A 24,179-nucleotide genomic window follows, 5' to 3' on the forward strand; every position below is an offset into this window, starting at 1 on the left:
CTGGCCGAGTATGGCCGCAAGGAAATCGCGATTGCCGAGACCGAGATGCCGGGCCTGATGGCGCTGCGCGCGGAATATGGCGCGCAAAAGCCGCTCAAGGGTGCGCGGATCGCGGGCAGCCTGCACATGACGATCCAGACGGCGGTGTTGATCGAGACGCTGGTGGAACTGGGCGCGGACGTGCGCTGGGCGTCGTGCAACATCTTCTCGACGCAGGATCACGCGGCGGCCGCGATTGCCGCGGGCGGCACACCGGTTTTCGCGGTCAAGGGCGAGACCCTGCCGGAATACTGGGATTATGCCGACCGGATCTTCCATTTCGAGGAGGGCGGCGCCAACATGATCCTCGATGATGGTGGCGATGCGACGCTTTACATCCTGATGGGCGCGCGGGTCGAAGAGGGCGAGGAAGAGCTGATCGCCGCGCCCACGAGCGAAGAGGAAGAGGCGCTTTTCGCGCAGATCCGCAAGCGTATCGCGGAAACCCCCGGCTGGTTCATCAAGCAGCGCCACATGATCCAGGGCGTGACCGAGGAGACCACGACCGGGGTGCACCGTCTTTACCAGATGATGGAAAAGGGGCACCTGCCTTTCCCGGCGATCAACGTGAACGATTCCGTCACCAAGTCGAAATTCGACAACAAGTATGGCTGCAAGGAAAGCCTTGTCGACGGTATCCGTCGCGCCACGGACACCATGATGGCCGGCAAGGTCGCCGTGGTCTGCGGCTATGGCGATGTGGGCAAGGGATCGGCTGCGTCGCTGCGCGGGGCCGGCGCGCGTGTGAAGGTGACTGAGGTTGACCCCATTTGCGCGCTTCAGGCGGCGATGGACGGATTCGAGGTGGTGACGCTCGAGGACGTGGCGTCCAGCGCCGACATTTTCATCACCACCACCGGCAACCGCGACGTGATCCGCATCGAGCATATGCGCGAGATGAAGGACATGGCGATCGTCGGCAACATCGGCCATTTCGACAACGAGATCCAGGTGGCGAGCCTCAAGAACCACAAATGGACCAACATCAAGGACCAGGTGGACATGATCGAGATGCCGAGTGGCAACCGGATCATCCTGCTGTCCGAAGGGCGACTCCTGAACCTCGGCAATGCGACGGGGCATCCCAGCTTCGTGATGTCGGCCAGTTTCACCAACCAGGTTCTGGCACAGATCGAGCTGTTCACCCGGGGCGACGCATACGAGAACGAGGTTTACGTGCTGCCCAAGCATCTCGACGAGAAAGTCGCGCGGCTGCATCTCGACCGGATCGGCGTGAAGCTGTCGAGCCTGAGCAAGGACCAGGCGGATTATATCGGGGTGAGCCCGGAAGGACCGTTCAAGCCCGATCATTACCGCTATTGAATCCCGGCCAAGAGCCGATCACGATGGGCCCCGGAGTTCCGGGGCCTTTTCATTTGGAGGATACGCGATGCGGGTGATCATCTATGGCGTGGGTGCGGTTGGCGGGGCGGTGGCGGCCGCGCTGGTCGAGAGCGGGCAGGAGGTGATCGGCATCGCCCGCGGGGCGCAGTTGGAGGCGATCCGCCAGAACGGTCTTCGCGTGCGCTCGCCCGTGTTCGACCGGGTGGTCAAGTTGGAATGTGTTTCTGATCCGGGGGAAATCGCGTTTCGCGAGGATGATGCGATCCTGCTGTGCATGAAGACGCAGGACACCGCGCCGGCGCTCGAGGCGCTGCGTGCGGCGGGTGTGGACAAGCAGCCGATTTTTTGTGCGCAGAACGGCGTAGAGAACGAGCGGATCGCGCTGCGTGTCTTTCCCAACGTGCATGGGATCACGGTGATGCTGCCCGCATTGCTGTTGGCGCCGGGTGACGTCGTGACATGGGGTGAGCCGCAATTCGGATATTTCGATATCGGGCGCTATCCGCACGGCCATGACGCGGACGACGTGCGGCTGTCGGAGGCGTTCCGGGGCAGCAAGATCACTCCGTTCGTCCTCGATGACGTGATGCCGAGCAAATACAGGAAACTGCTTCACAACGTGGGAAACATCACGCAGGCGGCGCTGGGCCGGGGTGTCGATACCGGGGAGATCGGTGCGGCGCTGAAGGATGAGGCCCGGGCCGTCTACGACGCACATGGGATTAAGCCCCGGGACGGCGAGAAGCACGAACCCGAACGCAGGGAGTTGATGCGGTTCGGCACGATCGAGGGAATCGAGAATATCGGCGGATCGACGGCGCAGAGCCTTGCCCGGGGGGCCGGGTCGGTGGAAACCGACTATCTGAACGGCGAGATCTCTCTCATGGGGCGGCTGGCGGGCGTTCCGACGCCGGTGAACGATGCGATGACGCGGCTGGGTGCGCGGTTGGCGCGCGAAGGCGTGGCGCCCGGATCGATGACGCTCGATGATCTGCGCCGCCTGGTCGGATGACACCACGGCAGGGAGCACGCGGGCCAGTTTTCCCTTTGTGGCGTCAGGAACTCACGCTAGTCTTGCCCATAGCGCAAGCAGGAGCTTTTGTAACGGGCGGATACGTCAGACAATTGGAGACAGTGAGATGGGCAAACGCGACGATTTGATTGCAAGATATGCGGAAGACCTCAGGACAAAATGCGGGATGACGCCGGACATGGACCTTTTGACCAAGGTCACGATCGGATGCGGGCCGGCGATCTATGATGCCGATGCCGCGACCGTGGCGGCGACGCAGGAGAGCGAGCTCGAGACGGTGAAGAACAACTTCCTGATCAAGAAGCTGGGCCTGGCCGATGGCCCGCAACTGATGGAGGCGATCAAGTCGGTGCTGGACACCTATGGCCAGTCGGAGCGCAACAAGTACCGCGCCGTGGTCTATTACATGCTGGTCAAGCATTTCGGCAAGGAATCGGTTTACAACTGAGCCGCGCCAACACCCGATCGAGGACGCCCGCCCATCCGTGGCGGGCGTTTTGCTTGGTTTCAAAAGAACAGGATGGCGGCCAGAACGTAAAGCGCCATGAAGATCACGATGAGCGAGCCGAGCGTGTAGAAATTGGCGCGGGTCTCGTGGCTCTTGGCGGTGCCATAGGCCCATGCGTGCAGTGCGCGGGCCGCAACAAAGCCATACATCAGGATCTGTGCCAGAAGCAGGGGCGGCGAGGCCGCGACAAACAGAAAGCCCGCGGCGAGAAAGCCGGGAATGTTCTCGAGATCGTTGCGGTGCATCCGGCGAGACCGATCGACGTAATCATTGGGTTCGAGTTGTGTCGGATCGGGATCGGTGTTGATGCGGCCGGGTCGGAGATCTTCGGGGCTGGCATAGCCACCCTTGACCTTTATCATCCGGTACACCGTGACCCAGCCTTGCCCCATGATCTTGAGAACCATGAGTGCCGCGGCGATGGCGTAGGTCACGAAGACCGGGTTTTCCAGCGTGTATAGAGACATGTTTCCCCCCGTTTTTGGAGAGAAGAATGCGGAATTGTCCGGGATCTGTCAAAGCTGTCGGGTTTGGAAGCCCTGCGCGCATCCACAGGAGACCCGCATTTTAGCCAAATTCCAGGCAGATGGCGTTTGCGCGTTGGGGGCGAGCGCGATATTTTCAAACCTGCCCGAGTCAGGATGGCCGGACCCAGTTTCAAAAGTCGCGTGTGGTGAGTAGGGAGCACGTGGGGAGACGGAGGGTTCTGGTTGTGCCGGGGCCCTCCGTTCATGTGTTGGGGCCGTGTTGCGCGGGCGGACGCCTCCGGCGGGAGTGTTTCAGGCAGGATGAAGGGGCGGGATCAGGGATCGACGCCGCCCAGTTCACAGATGATGCGCCATTCCGCGTCGGTGACGGGTTGCACCGAGAGGCGCGAGTTCTTTACCAGCACCATGTCGGCCAGGCGGGGGTCGGACTTGATCTCGTCGAGGGTGACGGGGCGGGGCAGCGTGGACAACGCCTTGATGTCGACGCATTCCCAGCGGGTGTCGTCCGTGGTGCTGTCGGGATGCGCCTCGGCGATGATCTCGACGATGCCGACGATCCGCTTCTCGTTGACCGAGTGGTAGAAGAAGCCGCGGTCGCCGCGTTTCATTTCGCGCATGAAGTTGCGGGCCTGGTAGTTGCGCACGCCATCCCATTCCTCGCCCGCGTCGCCGCGGGCGAGCTGATCGTCCCAACCCCAAGTGTTGGGCTCGGATTTGAACAGCCAGTAGCGCATCAGCCGATCACCTTTTTCCATTCGATGAGATTGACGGACTCGAAAAGACCGGCCTTGGTATAGGGGTCGTTGTCGGCCCAGTCCTGGGCCTGCTCCATGGTCTCGACATCGAGGATCACCAGCGATCCGGCCATTTCACCATCGACGATGAGTGGCCCGGCCTGGCTTACGATGCCGGTTTCCTCGATGTAATCGAGATGGGCGGCGCGGTTCTCGCGGCGCAGTTCGATCTTGCCGGGCATGTCCCGGGCGATGAGAGCGACGAGCATCTATTCCTCCTTAAGGGGTCTGGACAGCAGGGTTTGCAGGGCCTGCGTGGCGGTGAGGCGACCGGCGCAGAGATCGGCGACGGTGGCGCAGATCGGCATGTCGATCTGCAACTCGGCGGCCCATTCGGTGACGGCGCGGGCGGTGGCCACGCCTTCGACGGTGATCACGGGATCGACGGCCTCGCCGCGGCCGAGCGCGAGACCGTGGCGATAGTTGCGCGAGAGGTCCGAGGTGCAGGTGAGCGCGAGATCGCCAAGCCCCGAGAGGCCCATGAGCGTCTCGGACCGTGCGCCGCGTTCGAGGGCGAGGCGCTGCATCTCGGCGAAGCCGCGGGTCATGAGCGCGGCGCGGGCACTGTCGCCCATCCCGAGGCCGATCGCGGCACCACAGGCGATGGCGATGACGTTCTTGAGAGCCCCGCCCAGCTCGGCGCCGATGGTGTCGGTGCTGCGGTATATGCGCAGGTTGGGCGTTGTCAGAGACCGTTGCAGGGTCTTGCCGGTGGCGTCGTCGGCACAGGCCAGGGTGAGCGCGGTCGGCAGGCCATGGGCAATGTCGGCGGCAAAGCTGGGGCCGGTGAGGATGGCCGGTTGCGCATTGGGAGCGTGACGGGCGATGGTCTCGACCGGGCCGAGATGGGTTTCAAGGTCGATCCCCTTGCAACAGGCGACAAGGGGGCGCGGGCCGAGCGTGGTCGCGTGGTCTTCGAGAAAGCCGCGCAGGGTTTGCGTCGGCACCGAGAGCAGCGCGGGGATCTCGGAGGGGAGCGCCGCGAGATCGTCGGACAGAAGGATGTTCTCGGGCAGTTTCAGCCCGGGCAGGCGGCGGGTGTTCTGCCGCGTGTTGCGCATTTCCGAGACATGGTCGGGGTCATGCGCCCAGAGCAGGATGTCGCCGCCATTCTGTGCCAGCGAGATGGCCAGCGCGGTGCCGAACGCGCCGGACCCGAGGATCGCGATCATGCCTTGGCCCCTTTCTTGCCCGAGCCCAGAAGGGCCGGTTGGTTTGCGTCGAGCGGCCAGCGCGGACGCGCGGCCAATGTCATGTCGTCCTGTTCGCCATGGGCAAAGCGTTCGAGCCCAGCATAGGCTATCATCGCCGCGTTGTCGGTGCAAAGCGCCAGCGGTGGAGCGAGGAAGCGGGTGGCATGACCGGCCGCAAGCGTCTCTAACCTTGCCCGAATGGCAGTATTCGCGGCGACACCGCCGGCCACGGCAAGGACCGGCACGGGCGGGTCTTCGGCAAGGTAAAGCGCCAGGGCGCGGGCAGTTTTCTCGGCCAGCACATCGACCACGGCGGCCTGGAACGCGGCGCAGAGGTCGGCGCGGTCCTGCCGGGTGAGACCGCCCTTGTCGGCGACAATCGCGTCGCGGGCGCGCAGGAGCGCGGTTTTCAGACCCGAGAACGAGAGGTCGCAACCGGGCCGGTCCAGCAGCGGGCGGGGGAAGCGGAAGCGGGTGGGGTTGCCATGCGCGGCCGCGGCCTGAACCGCGGGACCGCCGGGCTGGGGCAGGCCGAGAAGGCGCGCGGTCTTGTCAAAGGCTTCGCCGGGGGCATCGTCGATGGTGCCGCCGAGGCGCGAGAAATCGCCGTGACCACGGGTCAGCAGGAACTGGCAATGCCCCCCCGAGACGAGCAGCATGAGATAGGGATAGGCGATCCCGTCGGTGAGCCGCGGGGTGAGCGCATGGCCGGCAAGATGGTTGACGCCGATGAGCGGTTTGCCCGCCCCCGCGGCGAGCCCCTTGGCGCACATGACACCCGAGAGCACGCCGCCGATGAGGCCCGGCCCGGCGGTGACGGCGATGGCGTCCATGTCGGAAAGGGCCAGATCAGCCTGTAACAGAGCCTCTTTCGCGCAAGTATCGACCCGTTCGGCATGGGCACGGGCCGCGATCTCGGGCACCACGCCGCCATAGTCGGCATGAAGCTCGGCCTGGCCATAGACAACCGACGACAGGATGCGCGCCGCGCCGGGCACGCCACGGACCACGGCGGCGGCGGTGTCGTCGCAACTGCTTTCGATACCGAGGATGGTCAGCGTGTCGCCCATGGTGTTTCCATTGCGTGGCCCCTTTGCGGCAGGTAACACCGGTCAAGCGCCAATAACAAGTTGGCCCGTAGTGGCATGTGATGAAACCCGTGATCCTCCTGACCCGTCCCCACATCGCCGCCCGGCCTTTTGCCGATGCGCTGCGGGCGCAGCTGGGCGCCGTCCGGATCGTGCAATCGCCGCTTCTGCGGATCGAATGGCTGGCGGCGGACCTGCCCGGGGGCGTGCCGATCTTTACCTCGCCGCGCGGGGTCGAGGGGTTCGTGCGCGCGGGTGGAGACGCGGGTGGCGGGTGCTGGTGTGTGGGCGATGCCACGGCCCGGGCCGCGACAGAGGCGGGATTCACCGCGCGTTCGGCCAGCGGCGATGCAAAGGCGTTGGTCGCGGCGATTCTGGAGAGTGGGGAGGCGGGGCCGTTCGTGCATGCCCGGGGGCGCCACGCGATTGCCGATCTGGCGGCGATCCTGAGCGACGCGGGACGCGAGACGCGTTCGGCGGTGGTCTATGACCAGGTGACGCAGCCGCTGACCCCGGAGGCGCGGTCGCTTCTGCATGGCAAGGCGCCGGTGGTGCTCCCCCTGTTTTCGCCACGCACGGCACGACAGTTTGTAAAGGAATACCGCGCTGACCCCGCGATGCGAGCGCCGCTTTTCATCGCGGCGATGAGCGCGGCCGTGCGCGATGCGCTGGGCGATGTCGATGCCCGTGCCTTGAGCATTGCCACGCATCCGGATGCACAAGCGATGCGTGACGCGGTGCAAGGACTGATCGACGCAGCGAGGCGGCTTGAGGCCGGGCCGGGTCACAAGTAAGGTCGATTGGATTGAACTGAGTTTTTCCACGTCGAGATTCGGGAAGGTGGTAGCAGGTGGCAAAGACATCGAAACCCAGGAATGAGCCGGACACCGGGCATGAGGTCGATGCCGACAAGCTCAGGACTGCAATTCAGGATGTGGTGGCAGAGGTGCCTGAACGGCCCGTCGCGATGGATCCCGAGACATCGCCGGATGACATGGCCGCGGAAACCGTCGGCCGTGACGATGCGGACACGCTGCCAAAGGATGTGAGCGACGACGCCGAAGCACCCGATGCCGACGGTGCCGAAGAGGCCACGCAAGCGCCGGAACCCGATGAACCCGAACAAGCCGACTCTGGCCCCTGGGTGGGCAGCGAGACGGCCAGCGCGCAATCCGCCGAGCCGGTGGTGATCCGCAAGGGCGGGTTTCTGCCGATGCTTATCGGCGGGCTTCTGGCTGCGGGGATCGGATTCGGCGCGGCGTTCTATATCCTGCCCGAGGTCTGGCCGGACCTGGGCGATGACGACGGGTTCGAGGCGCAGGTGAGCGAACGGCTGGATGAACAGGCGCAGGCGATCGAGGCATTGCAGGAGGCCGAGCCGGACCTTGGCCCCATCGAGGCGCGGCTTGACGATCTCGAAGGGATGCAGGGTGGGATCGATACGCTCGACGGGCGGGTCGATGACATGGCAGAGGCGATGTCGGCGCTCGAAACCCGGGTGAACGATCTGGAAAAGCGGCCCGTCACCGAAAGCGCGTCGCCCGAGGCCGTGGAGGCCTATGAGCGTGAGTTGCAGGCGGTGCAGGACGCGATGGCCGAGCAGCGTGCCGAGATCGAGGAGCTTTTGGCCGAGGCCGCGGAGAAAGAGGCCAGCGCCGAAAGGAGTGCAGAGGAGGTGGCGACACGGACGGCGATGACCCGAATCCTGACCGCGCTCGATACGGGGACGGGTTTCGCCGAAGCGGCCGAGGAGCTGGCGGCGCAGGATGTGGACCTGCCGCCGGAATTGGCCGGGGTCGCGGATTCGGGCGTGGATACGATGGCGGACCTGGCCAGCGCCTTTCCCGACGCGGCACGCGCGGCACTGGCCGAGGCGCGCAAGGACGAGGACGGCGGGTTCGCGGCCTTCCTCAAGGATCAGTTGGGGGTTCGCTCGCTCGAGCCGCGCGAGGGCGACGATGCCGATGCGATCCTGAGCCGGGCCGAGGCGGCGGTCAATGAAGGTCGGCTCACGGATGCGATGGCCGAGATCGACACCCTGCCCGAGTCCGCGCGGGCGGCGATGTCGGACTGGATGGATCGGGCGCAGGCACGGGCGGATGCGGTCGCCGCCGCCGAGGCGCTGGGCGCGGATCTGGATTTGAACCGGGGATAACGGAATGCTGTGGTCACTTATCAAGATTGTCCTTTTCGTTGTCCTTGTCGCCATGGCGACATTGGGGGCGGGGTATCTTCTGGAAATGGAGGGCGGTGTGCGCATCGCCTTTGCCGGGCAGGAAATCACGCTCACCCCGCTGATGTCGGTCATCGTGGCGTTGCTGGTGATCCTGGCCGTGTGGCTGTTCCTGCGGCTGTTCGGGCTGCTGATCGCGATGCTCAAATTCCTCAACGGGGACGAGACGGCGTTGTCGCGCTGGTTCGACCGCAACCGCGAACGCAAGGGGTATGATGCGCTCGCACAGGGGATGCTGGCGCTGGCCTCGGGCGAGGGCAAGCTGGCCATGAGCAAGGCCGGAAAGGCCGAGAAATACCTGCGCAAACCGGAACTGACCAACCTTCTGACCGCGCAGGCGGCCGAGATGACGGGCGATGCGCGGAAGGCCGAACAGGTCTACAAGCGGCTTCTGAAGCACGACTCGACCCGCTTTGTCGGTGTGCGCGGGATCATGAAGCAGAAGCTGGCCGAGGGTGACACGGACATGGCTCTGAAGCTGGCGCAGACGGCCTTTGCGCTCAAGCCGGGCCATGCCGAGACGCAGGACGTGCTGCTCAAGCTCCAGTCGGAGAAAGCCGACTGGAAAGGCGCGCGCGAGACGCTGGCCGCCAAGCTGCGCCACGGGACATTGCCGCGCGACGTGCACAAGCGGCGCGAGGCGGTTCTGGCCTTGCAGGAGGCCAAGGACGTGATCGAGGAGGGCGCCACGATCGAGGCGCGCGAGGCGGCGATCGCGGCCAACAAGCTGTCGCCCGACCTCGTTCCGGCGGCGGTGATGGCGGCGCGCATGTATATCGAGGAAAGCAAGCCACGCTATGCGGCGCGCGTCATCAAGAAGGCGTGGGAGGCCGCGCCGCATCCGGACCTTGCCGCCGCCTTTGCCGAGATCGCCCCGGATGAAACGCCCGCCGAAAGGCTCAAGCGGTTTGCCAAGCTGACGAAAATTCGGCCCGATCACCGCGAGACCCGGCTCTTGCTGGCCGAGCTTAACATCGCGGCCGAGGATTTCCCGCAGGCCCGGCGCGAGCTGGGCGACCTGCCCGAGCGTGACCCGGATGCGCGGGTGTTCACGATCATGGCCGCCATCGAACGCGGCGAGGGCGGGTCGGACGCGGTGGTCAAGGGCTGGCTGGCCCGGGCGCTCAACGCGCCGCGGGGGCCGCAATGGGTGTGCGAAAAGTGCCACCATATCCACGCCGAATGGGTTCCGGTCTGCGAGAATTGCGGCGCGCTCGACACGCTGAGCTGGACCGCGCCGCCGCAATCGCAGGTGACGATGCCCGCGGGGACCGAGATGCTGCCGCTGATCGTGGGGGCAATCGGGGACGATTCGGATCGTGACGAGACCCGCACGCAGGAGGCGGAGCCAGGCGAATCCGAGATCATCGACGCGGAGGACGTCTTGCACGAGCCGGCCCCGGAGCGGACGGACAAGTAAAGGCGTGCGCCTTTGGTGCCGTGATGTCCCGCCTGCCTTGGAGCCGGCAGTTAAGAAATTCTGAACCCCCCGAACCGCGGCGTGAGGAACGCTTTACCCCGCGGCGGTAGACCGGTCGCTGTCTTATCAGCACAGCTTCACGGAATTCGGGAAAGTCAGATGCCGCACTCTTCGCCACGGGTTGAACTGCCCTATCTTCAGCCGTCCCAGGCCCAGAAAGATGTCACCCATAACGAGGCGCTTCAGCGTCTGGACGCGGTGACGCAGCTTTGCCTGCTGGGCTTTGCCGATACGGAACCGCCGGAACTGCCGGCGCCCGGCGACATTCACGGGCTCGGCGCCGGTCCGACGGCTGCCTGGGCGGGGCATGGGGGCGAGCTTGCCTATTGGAGTGGCGATCAGTGGCTGTTTTTCACCCCGAAAGAAGGGTGGCGGGCCTGGGGTGTGCCAGAGCAGGAACTGCGGGTCTGGCGCGATGGGCAATGGCAAGCCGTCATTGACCGGCTGGATGGTGTCGTGCACCTGGGCGTCAACACGAGCGCGGATGCAACGAACAGGCTGGCGGTGGCGTCAGATGCGACACTTTTGAGCCACGCGGGTTCGGGGCATCAACTGAAACTCAACAAGTCCGCGACGGGCGACACCGCCTCGCTCCTGTTCCAGTCAAACTGGGCCGGTCATGCCGAGATGGGGCTGGCGGGCACGAATGACTGGTCGATCAAGCTGTCACCCGATGGCGCGTCCTGGATCGAGGCGCTCCGTCTGGACAACACGACTGGTCTTGCCTCGGGCGAGGCCATCCAGCAATCCGCCAGCGATACCATGGCGGGGCGCCTTATGCGTGCCGATTACGGATACTGTCCGGGCAACATTCTCGGCGCCGTCTCCCAATCAGGTGGTGATCCATCCGGCGCGGTGATCGAACGCGGCAGCAACAGCAGCGGCCGTTACGTCCGTTATGCGGACGGCACACAGATTTGCTGGCATGAAATCAATGTCGGCAAGGTGGGTGACGGCGGAGGGGACGGGACACGCGACGATCCCTATTACTCAACCAATGTTTCATGGACCTTTCCGGCAGTCTTTATCGACGATGATATCGGCGTCTCGTTGCATGTCGAAGGCAAAACACATCTATTGTCCGACCGATCCATGCTGGCGACCTACTTTTCACGCACGACCACGAGCCTGAATGCCGTTCGCGTCTATTCGATGAACAGCAATGCTTCGCCAGAGGATGTGATTATTCCAGTGACTGCCATTGGTCGCTGGTTCTGAAGGAGATCCCCATGAAAATTTCATTTTCCCCCATGCGCCGCGATGACACGCTCACACTGTCAAGAAGCGGCGACACTCTTACGATCAACGGCGAGACGTTTGACTTGTCGGGTATCCCCGAGGGCGCAACGCTTCCACAAGACGCGGTAACGTGTGACTGGTTGGCGTCGGACGTGGAGCGCATAGATGGTGATCTGCACATCACCCTGATCCTGCCTCACGGGGCAACCGCGCCGCAGGAGGCACTTTTTCCCGAACCACTCACCGTCGCCCGTGACGGGCCCATCGAGCTGCCTGCTGTCAGCCTTGTCCAAGAGGGGCAAATCCAATGAGCAACATCGATCTGAGCCAATTGATCATGCCGAAGACCAAACTTGCGCAGCGCCGGGCAGAGAGGTTTCACGAACTCGCGGATTTGCGCTGGAAACGGGAAACCGGGGGACTCAATCTTTCGGGCAGCTTGCGGGTGAACACGTCGCGGGAAAGCCAGGCCCAGATCGCGGCTTCTGTGCAATCGATACAGTCGGGCCTGCTCAAGGAACCGGTTGACTGGAAACTCGAAACAGGTTGGTCAAAATTGACGATCGAGCAGATCCTCCTGATTGCACGTGCGGTGGTAGATCACGTGCAGCGGTGTTTCGCCACCGAACGGCGGCTTGCGGCACGAATGGAGGAGCACGACGGCGACCTGTCGGATCTTGATCTCGTGAATGCGTTCGACGAGGTGTATGAGGCGTTGAAGCGGGCCGATTGATCACGCTGACGATCGAAAAGTGGCCGCTTGGCGTTCACCATGGCCACAGTGCAATTGTGAGCGTGTAATCCGTGCGTTAGAAGGGGGAAACAGGGGCGGCGTTGTCTGCTGCCCGGTCCTTGTCAAAGAGTTGTTTCATGTCCAGAATCAGGATTACCGTCGCTGGCATGGGGTATGTCGGCCTGTCCAATGCCGTCCTGCTGGCCCGTTCGAATCCCGTCTGCGCCTATGACATCGATGAAGAGCGTGTGTCGATGTTGTCGGCGCGGCAGAGCCCGGTCGAGGACCCGGAGATCGAGGATTACCTTGCGGGAGATGCGCTGGACCTGAGGGCAACCACGGACGCGGCAACGGCATTCGCCGACGCCGATTTCGTGATCGTCGCGACACCCACGAATTATGATCCCGAGACCAATTTCTTTGACACGACGAGTGTCGAGGACGTGATACGCACCGCCGCGCGGATCAATCCGACGGCGACGATCGTGATCAAATCCACGGTTCCGGTGGGATACACGGCCAGCTTGTCGGAAAAGCTGGGCACCGGGCAGGTGATTTTCAGCCCCGAGTTCCTGCGCGAAGGGCGTGCGCTTCATGACAATCTCTATCCCAGCCGGATCGTGGTTGGCGAGCACTCGGATCGGGGGCGCCGCTTTGCCGAACTTCTCAGGCAGGGCGCGCTGCGCGAAGACGTGCCGGTCTTGCTGACCGATCCGTCAGAGGCCGAGGCGATCAAGCTTTTTGCCAATACCTATCTTGCCATGCGGGTGGCCTTCTTCAACGAGCTCGACAGCTATGCGCTCAGCCTCGGGCTGAATTCGCGCCAGATCATTGAGGGGGTTGGATTCGATCCGCGGATCGGAAGCCATTACAACAATCCTTCGTTCGGGTACGGGGGTTATTGCCTGCCCAAGGATTCCAAGCAGTTGCTGGCCAATTATTCCAGCGTGCCGCAGAACCTGATCCGGGCCATCGTGGATGCGAACAGCACGCGCAAGGACTTCATCGCCGAGCAGATCGTGAAAATGAATCCGTCCTGCGTCGGCATTTATCGGCTGGTCATGAAGCAGGGGTCGGACAATTTCCGCCAAAGCTCGGTTCAGGGAATCATGAAGCGGATCAAGGCCAAGGGTATCCCGGTCATAGTCTATGAGCCGGCGATGGAGGATGCCACGTTCTTCGGTTCGGAAGTGACGCGCGATCTTGCTTCCTTCAAGGCACGTGCCGACGTCATTCTGGCCAACCGCAGTACGGCGGACCTTTCGGATGTTCACGAGAAGGTGTTCACACGCGACCTGTTCGGCTCGGGGTGAACGCGGCGATGCGTGTCAGCGCGGCATTGGTGTGCGGTGCTTGTTATACGGCTTCCAGTCGGTGATCTCGGGGTAATACATCTCGCGCCAGCGCGCGACGCGCGGGTTCATCACCTGCCGCCATTTACGTGGCCACAGCGCGAACAGCGTCATGATCGGATAGCCATAGGGTAGTTGCGGCGCCTGCGCCCCGGAGTAGTTCTGCAACAGCGGAAAGCGCCGGTCGGGTTTGTAATGGTGATCCGAATGGCGTTGCAGGTTGATCAAGAGCCAGTTTGTCGCCTTGTGCGCCGCGTTCCATGAATGATGCGGTTTCACGTGCTCATACTTGCCATCGCCCAGATGTTTGCGCGTCAACCCGTAATGCTCGACATAGTTGGTCAACTCCAACTGCCAGACCGCGCTCAGCGCCTGCACGAGGAACAGGAAAAGCCCCAGCCAGCCCCCCAGATAGAGCGCCAACGCCAGCGCCAGACCCTGCAACCCCCAATAGCGCCAGAACGGGTTGCGCGTATCGGTCCAGGGCAGGTTCTTTTTTGCCAGCTTCTCCTTTTCCGCGCGAAAGGCCGAGATCAGCCCCTCGCGCAGCACGCGGGCAAAATAGCGATGGAAATTCTCGTTATAGCGCGCGGTCACCGTGTCGCGCGGCGTGCCGACATAGGGGTGATGCACCAAAAGGTGCTCGGTGCGGAAATGTGAATAAAGCACCATCGCGAGAAGGATATCGCCCAGCCAGCGTTCGAGCTTGTTGCGCTGATGCAAAAGCTCATGGGCATAGACGATGCCGACCGTTCCGCTGATCACCCCGAGCGAGGCGAAGAGCACCAGAAGCTCGATCCAGCCCAGGTGCCCCGAGGCGGTGACATACCACAGGATGCCGTAAAGCGTGACGAACTGGACCGGCACCCAGAGCATGACGCCCATCCTGTACCAGTAGAGCGCATCGTCATCGATCCCGGTGTCGGCGTTCTCGGTGTTCAGTCCCAGAATCCCGTCGAGCCCTGAAAACACCCACCACGCCACGAGCGGCAGCAGGATCACGGTCCAGCCACCGTGAACCGCACTGATCCACGCAATCGGGACCAGCAGATAGGTCATCCAGAACGGCAGGAACCGGTTCGGGCGGGCGATGGTTTCGGCGTCGATCATGGCAAGTCCCTCGGCGCGGTGGCCACAGATTGAAGCTCAGTTTCGACCGCATCGCGGGCAAGGTCAAATACCTTGCGCATCACCGTGGGCAGGTCCGAGGGGCGAAAATCGTGGCTTGGCATGAACAGGCCCCTTTGCGGCACGCACTCCATCGGCAAAACGGCGGTCCGAATACCAAGATAAAGGTGGAAATGGGTGAATGTGTGGCGCGCCTCGGCCCCGATGTCGCGCCATTTTGCCGCAGCGGGCGGGGCCTCCTGTGCCACTGCGCCCCACTCTGCCCCGGGCCAGCCCAGCATCCCGCCCAACAGCCCCCGCTCCGGCCGTCGTTCCAGAAGCCATGCACCATCCACCCGCCGCCCGACATAGGCGATGCCAAACCGGGTCGGTTTCGCCTTTTTAGGCTCTTTTTTCGGAAGCTTCGACGCCATGCCATCGGCCCGGGCGCGGCAAGAGCCCGTCCATGGGCAGATCCCGCAGGCCGGGTTCTTCGGCGTGCAGATCGTGGCACCGAGGTCCATCACCGCCTGTGCGTAATCCCCGGGCCGCGCATCGGGCGTCAGGCGGGCGGCTTTATCGCGGATCGCGGGCTTGGCGCGGGGCAGCGGCGTTTCGATCCCGAACATGCGCGCCATGACCCGTTCGACATTGCCATCCACCACCACTTCGGGCGCATCGAAGGCGATCGCCGCGATCGCTGCCGCCGTGTAGGGGCCGATGCCGGGCAGTTTTTCCAATTCCACCCGCGTTCGCGGAAACCCGCCCATCCCGGTCACCACCCGCGCGCATTTCAAGAGGTTGCGGGCGCGGGCGTAATACCCCAGACCCGCCCATTCGCCCATCACATCCGCATCATCCGCCGCGGCGAGCGCGCCGACCGTGGGCCAGCGCGTCGTGAACCGATCGAAATAACCGCGCACCGCCGCAACGGTGGTCTGCTGGAGCATCACTTCGGACAGCCAGACCCGATATGGATCGGGCCGTTCCGTCCGCCCCGGTGGCACCCGCCAGGGAAGGTCGCGCGCATTGACGTCATACCATGCGAGGATTTCCCCGACCCTGCCCTCCGGCCCGTCACGCAAGTTTTACGTCCCCCAATTCGAATACCCCTGTTCGCCCAGCTCTCCTGCCACTAAATTGGCTCGGAACCAAGGGAGGCAGCGATCACATCGCGCAAGGTATCATACAGCAAGGGCTTTACCCGCGCATCCGCGCTCTTGCAGCCTGATATCCGCCGGGCGGGCGAATCGCGGGGATTTGCCGTGTCGCGCATCCTGACCCACTGGGCGGAAATCGCGGGAGAAGAGGTCGCCGCCATTTCGCGCCCGGTCGAGGTGTCCTATGGTCGTGGCGGCTTTGGCGCGACGCTTTCGCTCTTGACCACCGGGGCACAGGCCCCGCTTCTGGAGATGCAGAAAGAGCAGATCCGCGAACGGGTGAATGCCGCCTATGGCTATAATGCCATCGCCCGGGTACGGGTGACACAGACCCACGCCACCGGCTTTTCCGAGGGCCAGGTCAGTTTCGAGCATCACCCCAAACCCGCCAGTCCCGTCACTGCCGACCCCGCGCTGACCCGCGCCGCCGCTGCCACGGCATGCGGCGTTTCCGACCCCGGGTTGCGCCAGGCGCTTGAAGCCCTTGCGCAAAACGTTCTATCCAGATCCAAACGCCAGAAAGGGCCCGACACATGATCCGACTTCTCGCAGTGACGCTTGCCGCCATCCTCGCGTGGCAAACCCCGGCCATCGCGCAATCCGACGGAGAGGGCGCAACCGTAACCGAAATGACCATGGGCCCCGAGGACGCGGAGGTGACACTCATCGAATACGCCTCCTTCACCTGCCCGCATTGCGCGACCTTCCATGAGGACCAGTTCAAGAAGATCAAGGCCGACTATATCGACACCGACAAGATCCGTTTCATTTACCGCGATGTCTTTTTCGATCGGGTCGGTCTCTGGGCGTCGTTGCTTGCCCGTTGCGAGGAGTCGCGTTTCTTCGGCGTCACCGGCCTGCTTTATGAAAAGCAGGATGAATGGCTGAGCTCGAACGATCCGGCACAAGTCGCGGGCAACCTGCGCCGGATCGGCAAGGTCGCCGGACTTGACGAAGACCGGATCGAGGCCTGCCTTTCGGATGCCGACAAGGCCACCGCACTCGTCAACTGGTTCGAGGAGAACCGCGAGGCCGACGATATCGATTCCACCCCCAGTCTTGTGATCAACGGCACGAAATATTCCAACATGGCCTATTCCGAGATCAAGGAAATCCTCGACGAGGAGCTGGGCGAGGAATGACAGCCCCGCTTTCCGGCCTCAAGGTCGTCGAACTCGCCCGTATCCTGGCCGGCCCCTGGGCCGGTCAGACGCTTTCCGACCTCGGCGCCGAGGTGATCAAGGTCGAGGCACTGCAAGGCGATGATACCCGCCAATGGGGCCCGCCCTTCATCGAACGTGACGGTGATCGCAGCGCGGCCTATTTCCACTCCTGCAATCGCGGCAAGGCGTCGATCACGATTGATTTCCGCGATCCGGACGATCTGGCCCGGCTGCGCGATGTGATCGCCGGGGCCGACATCCTGATCGAAAATTTCAAGGTCGGGGGCCTTGCCAAATACGGGCTCGATTACGAGACGGTCAAGGAAATCAACCCGGGCCTCATCTATTGTTCGATCACCGGCTTCGGGCAGGATGGCCCCTATGCCCATCGCGCCGGATATGACTATATCATCCAGGGCATGTCGGGCTTCATGTCGATCACCGGCGATCCCGATGGCCAGCCCCAGCGCGCGGGCGTGGCGATCACCGATCTCTTCACCGGGCTTTATTCCGTCGCCGGTATCCTGGCCGCGCTGCATCAACGTGCGAGCACCGGGCGTGGGCAGCATGTGGATATGTCCCTTCTCGATTGCGCCGTGGCGGCCATGGCCAATCAGGCGCTCAACTACCTCGCGACCGGTACGCCGCCGGGGCGCACGGGAAACTATCACCCCAACCTCACCCCCTACCAGGTGTTCGACTGTGCCGATGGCTATATCATCATCGCCACCGGAAACGATGCGCAGTATCAACGCCTTTGCGGGCTACTCGGCCTCGACTGGATGGCCGAACACCCGAAATTCCTGCGCAACGCGGATCGGGTTCAGAACCGGCCCGAGATGATCGGGAACCTGATGGCCGAAACCCGCAAATGGACCAAGGTGGACCTGCTCAAGGGCTGCGAGGAGAGGGGCATTCCCGCCGGGCCGATCAACGACATGGCCGAGGTCTTTGCCGACCCGCATGTGCAGGCGCGCGGCCTGCAGATCGAGCTTGACGGCATCCCCGGCGTGCGCGCGCCGTTCAAGTTCTCGGATGCCGAACTTTCCCTGCACCGGCCCAGCCCGAAACTGGGGCAGGACAACGGCTGAGGCGCCGAAATTCGCGCCTGATTTTTTGGCCTTCCCTCCGAGGTCTTCCGGGGCGCACGCCGTCTTAACCGATCTGGCGATCGAAACCTTGGAACGCCCCGGCAGCCGGGTGGCAGCCGGGAGTCATACGCATATCACCCCCGTTTTTCCGGTGTTGCGCCCCGCGTTTACCTGTCGGGACGTGGTATTAACCGTTCCACAAGGTCATCCAGCGCCTGCCAATCCTCGATCTCTAATCGCACCGGCAATGTCAGCACCTTGAACCGGTATTCGCGCGCCAGCCGCACCGCGTCCTTCTCGGTCGTGACAAGCTGGGCATTCATGGATTTCGCCTGAGATTCCAACCGGTTGAGAATGGCCTTGGTCAGCGGCTGGTGATCCTCAAGCGCCACTTCGCCGACCACATCCGCACCCAGACCGCGCAGCGTGTCAAAGAACTTTTCCGGGTGCCCGATTCCCGCGAAGGCGAGACAGCGTTGCCCGGCCCAGTCCATGCCCATCTCCAAAGGCGCCAGATGCCCCCTGAGACGGGGGCGAAAGATATCCTTACCCCATTGTTTTTCGAAGGATTTCTGGTGATCGTCTGGCCCGATGGAGATCACGGCATCGGCCCGTTTCATGCCCTTTTCCACCGGCTCGCGCAAAGGCCCGGCCGGCAGGCAGCGCCCATTGCCGAATCCCTTGGCGGCATCCACGACGATCAGGGAAATATCCTTGCGGATCAGGGGGTTCTGAAACCCGTCATCGAGAATCACGAGATCCGCACCCGCCGCTTTCGCCGCGCGCGCGCCCGCCATGCGGTCCTTCGCGACCCAGGTTGGCAGGAACGCGGCCAGCAGCAGCGGCTCGTCTCCCGTCTCATCCGCCCGATGCGTGCGCTCGTTCACCTGCACGGGCCCTGCCAATCGGCCACCGTAACCCTTTGAAACCACGTGCGGTTTCAGCCCTCGATCCTGCAATCTGCGGGCCAGCGCAATGACCGTCGGCGTCTTGCCTGTCCCCCCGGCATTCAGGTTGCCGACACAGATCACCGGCAGACCCGGATCGCCCGGCGCGCCGCGCCCAAGCCGCCAGGCCGTCGCCCACCCGTAGAGCCAGCCCAAGGGGGCCAGCGCCCGCGCCTGCCAACCCGGCCGGGCGGGCGGAGTGAACCAGAAACCCGGCGCCCGCATCAGCCTTTCCCCAGCATGTCGAGCATGTCCTGCAACAGATCGATGACCCGGTCCGTCGCCTCGGCGCCCTCGGATGCGACCTCCCATCCTGCCGATGCCATCTGCGCAACGCGATCCGGCGCGGAAAGCAGCTCCAACGCCGTCGTCAATGCTTGGGAATCATTGACGATTCGTGCTGCGCCCGCATTGGCAAAGCGAGAATAGGCCGACAGGTGCCGGCTCACGTTCGGGCCGTAAAGAATGGCCGAACCGAGCGCGGCAGGTTCAAATGGATCGCGCCCGCCGAAGCCGGGAAACAGAGAACTGGCCATGAACGTTACCGGGGCGAGCCTATACCAGAGCCCCATCTCGCCCCGCGTGTCGCCGAGCAGAACCCGGGTCCGTTCGCTGGGCCTCTCGCCGGCCGACCGAGTGGCCGTGGCCAACCCCTGCTCGTGCAGCATTGCGCTGAACTCCGGGCCCCTGGTTTCGTCATCAGGGACAAGGATCAGGAGTTGCCGATGCGCCATTCGACTTGACTGCCGGTGCGCCTCGAGAATCGTTGGCACTTCCTCGGGCTGCGCCATCGCAGCCAGCCAAACCGGCCGACCACCCAGCGCCCGCGCCATTTCCTGCCGTTCCTCCTCATCGCATGGCAGGGCGTTTCGGCCCTCCTGCAAAGGGCCGGTCACGGTCAGGGTTTCGTCGGGCACACCCAGGCGCCGCAGTTTCTGGGCCGCATTGCCGGACCGGGCAAACACGCTGTCGAATGATTCGAGATTGGAACGCAGGATTTCCGGCAGCCAGCGCTGGTGCGGCGCATTAAACCCTTCTTCACATGCATCGATCAGGATCATCGGCACTTCCCGGCGCTTTGCCCGTTCGAGCAATACGGGCCGAAAATATCCGCCGGTCCATAACCCGATGTCGGGGCGCCAATGGTCGAGAAAGCGTGCAGCGCCCACAATCGTATCCTCTGGCAACACCTGCCAGATATCGCCGTGGCGCAGATGATCGGGTGCAGGATCGGGAGTCGGCGTGGTGAGCAGGAAGGTGAACTTGGCCCGCTGCGCACGCAGCCGCGCAGCGAGCTGGAGCAATGCCGAAGCCCGGGAGGGCGAGGTCGCATGACCCCAGATCAACGTCCCGTCGGGCCTGTCTTTTGCAAAACCCTTGCCCGATCTTTGCCCCTTGCCCGCATAGGCCATATAGGCGCCCAGCGACAAGGAGCGGCCGATTGATCGCAAAGGCACGTTCAAACCCTTCCAACGCGACGATCCGGGAGCGGCGGCCATGTTGTCAGGGACCGTAGAATATGGACCATGGGTTCGCCTCGATCGCTTGGTTTCGCAAGAGTGCCGGGGGTTTGCCGGAAGCGTTCAAGCAAGCGCCCGGACCTTGCCACCTTGACGCAGACGACCCTGCAGGTCAAACCACATGGGCCAAGGAGATCCCGATGAAGCCATTCCTGATCCTGCAATTGCGGCCCGAAACGGAGGCTTCGGATAATGAGTTCGAGGCGATCCTGCACAAGGGCGGGCTTGGGGAAGCGGATGCGCATCGCATCCGGCTGGATCAGGAGGCGTTACCGAATTGGCTCGATCTCGACCAGTATTCCGGCGTCATCGTGGGGGGCGGCCCGGGCTGCGTCAGCGATCCACCCGAAATGAAATCCCCGGTCGAAGCCCGGATCGAATCCGCCGTGATGTCGCTCATGCCGGAAATCACGGCGCGTGATTTCCCTTATCTTGGATGTTGCTATGGCATCGGAATCCTTGGTGTGCACCTTGGCGGAGAGATCAGCAAGGCGCGCTTCGGAGAGGATGTCGGCATCTCGGATTGCAGCCTGACACCCGAGGGTCGTGCCGATCCGATATGCGCGGGACTGCCCGATCGGTTTGAGGCATTCGTGGGCCACAAGGAAGCCGTGCAGGCACTTCCGCCCGGATGCGCCCATCTGGTCAGTTCGTCCAGCTGCCCGTTCCAGATGATCCGGCATGGAGAGAATGTCTATGCCACCCAGTTCCACCCCGAGGCCGATAGCGACGGATTCGAGCTTCGGATCAAGATCTATGGGAATCGCGGCTACTTTCCGCCGGAAGAGGCCGAAAACCTGATCGCCCTGTGCCGCGCCGCGGAGGTCCATGCGCCCGAGCTTGTGCTGCGGAATTTTGTCTCCAGATACCGGCGCGCTTGAAACCGACATGGCATGGCCGCGCGCGGGCTTGGACAGCGTTCCGCCACATGCTAGGTTTTGATCAAATTCGATATCCGAAGCGCAGGGAGTGACTCCGATGAAGGACGACAATTTTCTCAAGGAAAACAATGCACGCCATCTCTGGCATCCGATGGGTCATCCTGCGGACAGCCTCGAGAATCCACCGACGATCATCAAGGGGGCCGATGGCGCCCATATCACGGACATCGACGGGCATCGTGTCGTGGATGCGGTTGGGGGGCTATGGTGCGTGAACCTGGGTTATTCCAACGACGTGGTGAAAGATGCCATTGCCAAGCAACTTTACGATCTGCCCTATTACTCGGCCTTCGCCGGATCGACCAACCCGACCGCGATCGAAGCCTCCTATGCCGTGCGAGAGTTCTTTGCCGAGGACGGGATGGTGCGTTGCTTCTTCACTTCGGGCGGATCGGATTCCGTGGAAACCACGCTGCGGCTTGCCCGGCAATATCATCGCCTGCGCGGCGAACCCACGCGCACCAAGTTCCTGAGCCTGAAAAAGGGTTATCACGGCACCCATTTCGGCGGGGCTTCGGTCAACGGCAACAACCGTTTCCGCATCAACTACGAGCCGCTCCTGCCGGGCTGCTATCACCTGCCGTCACCTTATACCTATCGCAATCCGTTCAACGAAACCGATCCAGCGAAACTGGCCCAGTTCATCGCGCAGGCAATGGAGGACGAGATCCTCTTTCAGGGCGCCAACACCATCGCCGCCTTCATCATGGAGCCCATTCAGGGCGCGGGCGGGGTGATCGTGCCGGGCGAGACCTTCATGCTGCTCATGCGTGAAATCTGTGATCGCCATGGCATCCTGATGATCTCGGACGAGGTGATCACCGGTTTCGGCCGCACCGGCGACTGGACCGGTGCGCGCCACTGGGGCGTCAAGCCCGACATGATGTCCACGGCCAAGGGCATCACCTCGGGCTATTTCCCCGTAGGTGCCGCCCTGATGGGTGAGAAGGTCGCGGATGTGTTCGAAAACGACACCACCGGCGAAGGCGCCATCTATCACGGCTATACCTATTCGGCGCATCCCGTAGGGGCGGCGGCGGTCACGGCCTGCCTTTCGGAAACCCTGCGCCTCGACACCAAGACCAACGCCGCCGCCCGGGGCACGCAGCTTCATGAAGGGGTTTTGAAACTGGCGGAAAAACACGACATCATCGGCGATGTGCGTGGCGGCCACGGCCTGATGACCGGGATCGAGATCGTGAGCGACAAGGCGGCCAAGACCCCGATGGACATGGCCACCATGAAACGCATCCACAAGACCGCCTACGAGGCCGGGGCGATGGTGCGTCTGGGTGCACACAACATCCTGATGTCGCCGCCCCTGACCATCACCGAGGGCGAGGTGCAGACCATACTGGACGCGCTGGATGCTGGTTTCTCGACGGTCTAGGCAAACCTGTCGCGCAACCGGAAACCGGCATAGGCCGCGAACATGAGAGTCCGTCTGAACCGCCCGAGGCCAAAGCGCCCGGGCGGTTTCTGCATGACGGCCGGGATCGGAGCGTCACCTGCCCGGCCCAGCACCATGTCGGCCAGCCGCGCGCCGGTATAGCTGCCCATGGCGACGCCATTGCCGTGATAGGCAAAGCCGGCATATACCCCCGGCATCTCGGGCACTTTGCCACAAAAGGGTGCGAGCGAAGGGGAAAGGCAGACCATGCCGCTCCAGTAGTGCGATGTTTCGACATGCTGCCAAGCCGGGAACATCGCGTCGAAATCACGCCGGATCAACCGCCGGATGGCCCGGTCCGATGCGGTCGAGGCGCGCAGCCCCCCGCGCATCCCGAACAGGAACCGATTGTCCGGCATGAGGCGGAAATAGTGCAGCAGTTTCCGCGTATCAAAGGCCATCTGGTGCGAGGTCCAGCCCTGCGCGGAGAGTTCTGCATCGCTCAGCGGGCGGGTGACGATCACGCTCGATTGCGCCGGCATATAGCGTGCGGCCATCCAGTCGGGCAGGTCTTCGCTTGAATAGCCGTTGGTCCCGACGATGATGTTTTCACAGCTGACAGCCCCATGGCGCGTTTCGACGCGCCAAGCGCCGGCCTGTTTGGCAATACCCAAAACCGTGCTGTCGCCATGAACCACCGCCCCGGCCTGTTCCGCGGCCTGCAACAGCCCGGCCAGGTACTTTCGCGGATGCAGTGCGAAACCGATGGGCAGTTTCATTCCACCATGAAACCCGGCATTGAGCCCATGTGCCGAAAGCTGCTCACCGGGAATGATCTCGGGCGTGACGCCGAAATTCTCCTCGATCTGCGCTGCGTCACCTTCAAACCGGGCAAGTGAGGGACGATGGGCGAGAAGTGTTTCACCATCCGAGTGGCGATCGGCCTCGATCCCGTGTTTGTGCAACAGTTTATCGACATGCCGGATCGCTTCGCGCTCTGCTGCTCGCCATTCCAGCCGCGCGGGCTTGCCGAATGTCCGGTCGAGGCTGGCATCCGAAAGCTTGCTGCCGCCCAGGCAACAGAAGCCGCCATTGCGCCCTGACGCCCCCCAACCCGGATAGCGCAGGTCGAGCACACGCACTTGCACCCCGGCCTCAGCCAGCGACAGGGCGGCGTTCAACCCTGTGAACCCGGCCCCGATGATGACCACATCGGCCATGTGATCGCCCTGGAGCGCGGGGCGTTCCAGCATCGTTTCGGGCACGGCCTCGGCCCAGAAACAGTGGTCGATGCGGGTATCGGAATAGGCAAAGGGCGGAAATATGCGCTTCATGT

General features: G+C 63.4%; 25 protein-coding genes. 15 read left to right on the forward strand and 10 right to left on the reverse strand.

From position 1 onward, the window contains the following. The 3 genes from ahcY to ACESL9_RS03990 all read left to right on the forward strand — a co-directional run. The coding region (ahcY, locus tag ACESL9_RS03980) for an adenosylhomocysteinase (protein WP_372674528.1) at positions 1–1,362 on the forward strand (1,362 nt) is incomplete at its 5' end. 67 nt (positions 1,363–1,429) lie between these two features. Further along, positions 1,430–2,395, forward strand: coding sequence for a ketopantoate reductase family protein (locus tag ACESL9_RS03985; RefSeq protein ID WP_372610211.1), 966 nt, complete (start codon positions 1,430–1,432; stop codon positions 2,393–2,395). A gap of 127 nt (positions 2,396–2,522) precedes the next feature. After that, positions 2,523–2,864 carry a DUF2853 family protein gene (locus ACESL9_RS03990; RefSeq protein WP_372610209.1) on the forward strand — a complete coding sequence of 114 codons (342 nt, stop codon included), beginning with the start codon at positions 2,523–2,525 and terminating at the stop codon, positions 2,862–2,864. A gap of 59 nt (positions 2,865–2,923) precedes the next feature. Here the strand turns inward: ACESL9_RS03990 and ACESL9_RS03995 are convergent, their stop codons facing one another. From ACESL9_RS03995 to tsaD, 5 genes are all read right to left on the reverse strand, one after another. Beyond that, positions 2,924–3,391: an MAPEG family protein gene (locus tag ACESL9_RS03995; RefSeq protein WP_372610207.1), complete on the reverse strand. Its 468-nt coding sequence runs from the start codon at positions 3,389–3,391 to the stop codon at positions 2,924–2,926. 335 nt (positions 3,392–3,726) lie between these two features. Further along, positions 3,727–4,146 (reverse strand): EVE domain-containing protein, encoded by a 420-nt coding sequence (locus ACESL9_RS04000; RefSeq protein ID WP_372610205.1) that lies wholly within the window; start codon positions 4,144–4,146, stop codon positions 3,727–3,729. After that, positions 4,146–4,415 (reverse strand): YciI family protein, encoded by a 270-nt coding sequence (locus ACESL9_RS04005; protein ID WP_372610203.1) that lies wholly within the window; start codon positions 4,413–4,415, stop codon positions 4,146–4,148. The genes ACESL9_RS04000 and ACESL9_RS04005 overlap by 1 nt, the downstream gene beginning before the upstream one ends. After that, positions 4,416–5,378, reverse strand: a complete 963-nt coding sequence (locus tag ACESL9_RS04010) for an NAD(P)H-dependent glycerol-3-phosphate dehydrogenase (protein WP_372610201.1) — start codon at positions 5,376–5,378, stop codon at positions 4,416–4,418. Next, entirely contained in the window at positions 5,375–6,469 is a 1,095-nt protein-coding gene (tsaD, locus tag ACESL9_RS04015) for a tRNA (adenosine(37)-N6)-threonylcarbamoyltransferase complex transferase subunit TsaD (protein WP_372610199.1), read from the reverse strand. Before tsaD ends, ACESL9_RS04010 begins: the two co-directional genes overlap by 4 nt. Positions 6,470–6,549: 80 nt before the next feature. Here tsaD and ACESL9_RS04020 point away from each other — a divergent pair, with 80 nt between their 5' ends. The 7 genes from ACESL9_RS04020 to ACESL9_RS04050 all read left to right on the forward strand — a co-directional run bounded on the left by ACESL9_RS04020 (position 6,550) and on the right by ACESL9_RS04050 (position 13,485). Further along, entirely contained in the window at positions 6,550–7,281 is a 732-nt protein-coding gene (locus ACESL9_RS04020; RefSeq protein ID WP_372674530.1) for a uroporphyrinogen-III synthase, read from the forward strand. Between the two features lie 56 nt (positions 7,282–7,337). Next, entirely contained in the window at positions 7,338–8,642 is a 1,305-nt protein-coding gene (locus ACESL9_RS04025) for a COG4223 family protein (RefSeq protein ID WP_372610195.1), read from the forward strand. A 4-nt stretch (positions 8,643–8,646) separates the two neighbouring features. Next, positions 8,647–10,140: a heme biosynthesis protein HemY gene (locus ACESL9_RS04030; protein ID WP_372610193.1), complete on the forward strand. Its 1,494-nt coding sequence runs from the start codon at positions 8,647–8,649 to the stop codon at positions 10,138–10,140. Positions 10,141–10,299: 159 nt separating this feature from the next. Further along, complete coding sequence (locus tag ACESL9_RS04035) at positions 10,300–11,418, forward strand: DUF2793 domain-containing protein (RefSeq protein WP_372610691.1); 1,119 nt, start codon at positions 10,300–10,302, stop codon at positions 11,416–11,418. Positions 11,419–11,429: 11 nt separating this feature from the next. Then, complete coding sequence (locus tag ACESL9_RS04040) at positions 11,430–11,750, forward strand: hypothetical protein (RefSeq protein WP_372610191.1); 321 nt, start codon at positions 11,430–11,432, stop codon at positions 11,748–11,750. Continuing rightward, on the forward strand, positions 11,747–12,172 hold the full coding sequence (locus tag ACESL9_RS04045; RefSeq protein ID WP_372674531.1) for a DUF4376 domain-containing protein: 426 nt from the start codon (positions 11,747–11,749) through the stop codon (positions 12,170–12,172). The genes ACESL9_RS04040 and ACESL9_RS04045 overlap by 4 nt, the downstream gene beginning before the upstream one ends. A gap of 146 nt (positions 12,173–12,318) precedes the next feature. After that, complete coding sequence (locus tag ACESL9_RS04050) at positions 12,319–13,485, forward strand: nucleotide sugar dehydrogenase (protein ID WP_372610689.1); 1,167 nt, start codon at positions 12,319–12,321, stop codon at positions 13,483–13,485. A gap of 15 nt (positions 13,486–13,500) precedes the next feature. Here the strand turns inward: ACESL9_RS04050 and ACESL9_RS04055 are convergent, their stop codons facing one another. Both ACESL9_RS04055 and ACESL9_RS04060 read right to left on the reverse strand, forming a co-directional pair. Continuing rightward, positions 13,501–14,634, reverse strand: a complete 1,134-nt coding sequence (locus ACESL9_RS04055; RefSeq protein WP_372610187.1) for an alkane 1-monooxygenase — start codon at positions 14,632–14,634, stop codon at positions 13,501–13,503. Beyond that, a complete protein-coding gene (locus ACESL9_RS04060) occupies positions 14,631–15,716 on the reverse strand; it encodes an A/G-specific adenine glycosylase (protein WP_372610185.1) in 1,086 nt (361 codons plus the stop codon). Before ACESL9_RS04060 ends, ACESL9_RS04055 begins: the two co-directional genes overlap by 4 nt. A gap of 81 nt (positions 15,717–15,797) precedes the next feature. Here ACESL9_RS04060 and ACESL9_RS04065 point away from each other — a divergent pair, with 81 nt between their 5' ends. Genes ACESL9_RS04065 through ACESL9_RS04075 form a run of 3 tightly spaced genes read left to right on the forward strand, consistent with a single transcriptional unit; the run spans position 15,798 to position 18,045 of the window. Continuing rightward, positions 15,798–16,328 carry a DUF721 domain-containing protein gene (locus ACESL9_RS04065; RefSeq protein WP_372610687.1) on the forward strand — a complete coding sequence of 177 codons (531 nt, stop codon included), beginning with the start codon at positions 15,798–15,800 and terminating at the stop codon, positions 16,326–16,328. Further along, positions 16,325–16,933 (forward strand): DsbA family protein, encoded by a 609-nt coding sequence (locus ACESL9_RS04070; RefSeq protein WP_372610183.1) that lies wholly within the window; start codon positions 16,325–16,327, stop codon positions 16,931–16,933. The genes ACESL9_RS04065 and ACESL9_RS04070 overlap by 4 nt, the downstream gene beginning before the upstream one ends. After that, positions 16,930–18,045 carry a CaiB/BaiF CoA transferase family protein gene (locus ACESL9_RS04075; RefSeq protein ID WP_372610181.1) on the forward strand — a complete coding sequence of 372 codons (1,116 nt, stop codon included), beginning with the start codon at positions 16,930–16,932 and terminating at the stop codon, positions 18,043–18,045. The genes ACESL9_RS04070 and ACESL9_RS04075 overlap by 4 nt, the downstream gene beginning before the upstream one ends. Positions 18,046–18,212: 167 nt before the next feature. Here ACESL9_RS04075 and lpxK read toward each other — a convergent pair whose 3' ends face one another. Both lpxK and ACESL9_RS04085 read right to left on the reverse strand, forming a co-directional pair. Beyond that, a complete protein-coding gene (gene lpxK / locus ACESL9_RS04080) occupies positions 18,213–19,217 on the reverse strand; it encodes a tetraacyldisaccharide 4'-kinase (RefSeq protein WP_372610179.1) in 1,005 nt (334 codons plus the stop codon). Continuing rightward, a complete protein-coding gene (locus ACESL9_RS04085; RefSeq protein ID WP_372674532.1) occupies positions 19,217–20,449 on the reverse strand; it encodes a 3-deoxy-D-manno-octulosonic acid transferase in 1,233 nt (410 codons plus the stop codon). The genes lpxK and ACESL9_RS04085 overlap by 1 nt, the downstream gene beginning before the upstream one ends. Positions 20,450–20,652: 203 nt before the next feature. Between ACESL9_RS04085 and ACESL9_RS04090 the strand changes: the two genes are divergently transcribed. Together ACESL9_RS04090 and ACESL9_RS04095 are read left to right on the forward strand one after the other, a co-directional pair. Then, the gene (locus tag ACESL9_RS04090; protein WP_372610175.1) at positions 20,653–21,393 is read left to right on the forward strand and encodes a glutamine amidotransferase; all 741 of its coding nucleotides are present in this window, start codon (positions 20,653–20,655) and stop codon (positions 21,391–21,393) included. Between the two features lie 97 nt (positions 21,394–21,490). Then, entirely contained in the window at positions 21,491–22,843 is a 1,353-nt protein-coding gene (locus tag ACESL9_RS04095; RefSeq protein WP_372610173.1) for an aminotransferase class III-fold pyridoxal phosphate-dependent enzyme, read from the forward strand. Here the strand turns inward: ACESL9_RS04095 and ACESL9_RS04100 are convergent. Next, positions 22,840–24,177, reverse strand: coding sequence for an NAD(P)/FAD-dependent oxidoreductase (locus ACESL9_RS04100; protein WP_372674533.1), 1,338 nt, complete (start codon positions 24,175–24,177; stop codon positions 22,840–22,842). The two genes, ACESL9_RS04095 and ACESL9_RS04100, sit on opposite strands and share 4 nt — an antisense overlap. Positions 24,178–24,179 lie beyond the last annotated feature (2 nt).

The organism is Aquicoccus sp. (assembly GCF_041686535.1).
Lineage (GTDB): Bacteria > Pseudomonadota > Alphaproteobacteria > Rhodobacterales > Rhodobacteraceae > Aquicoccus.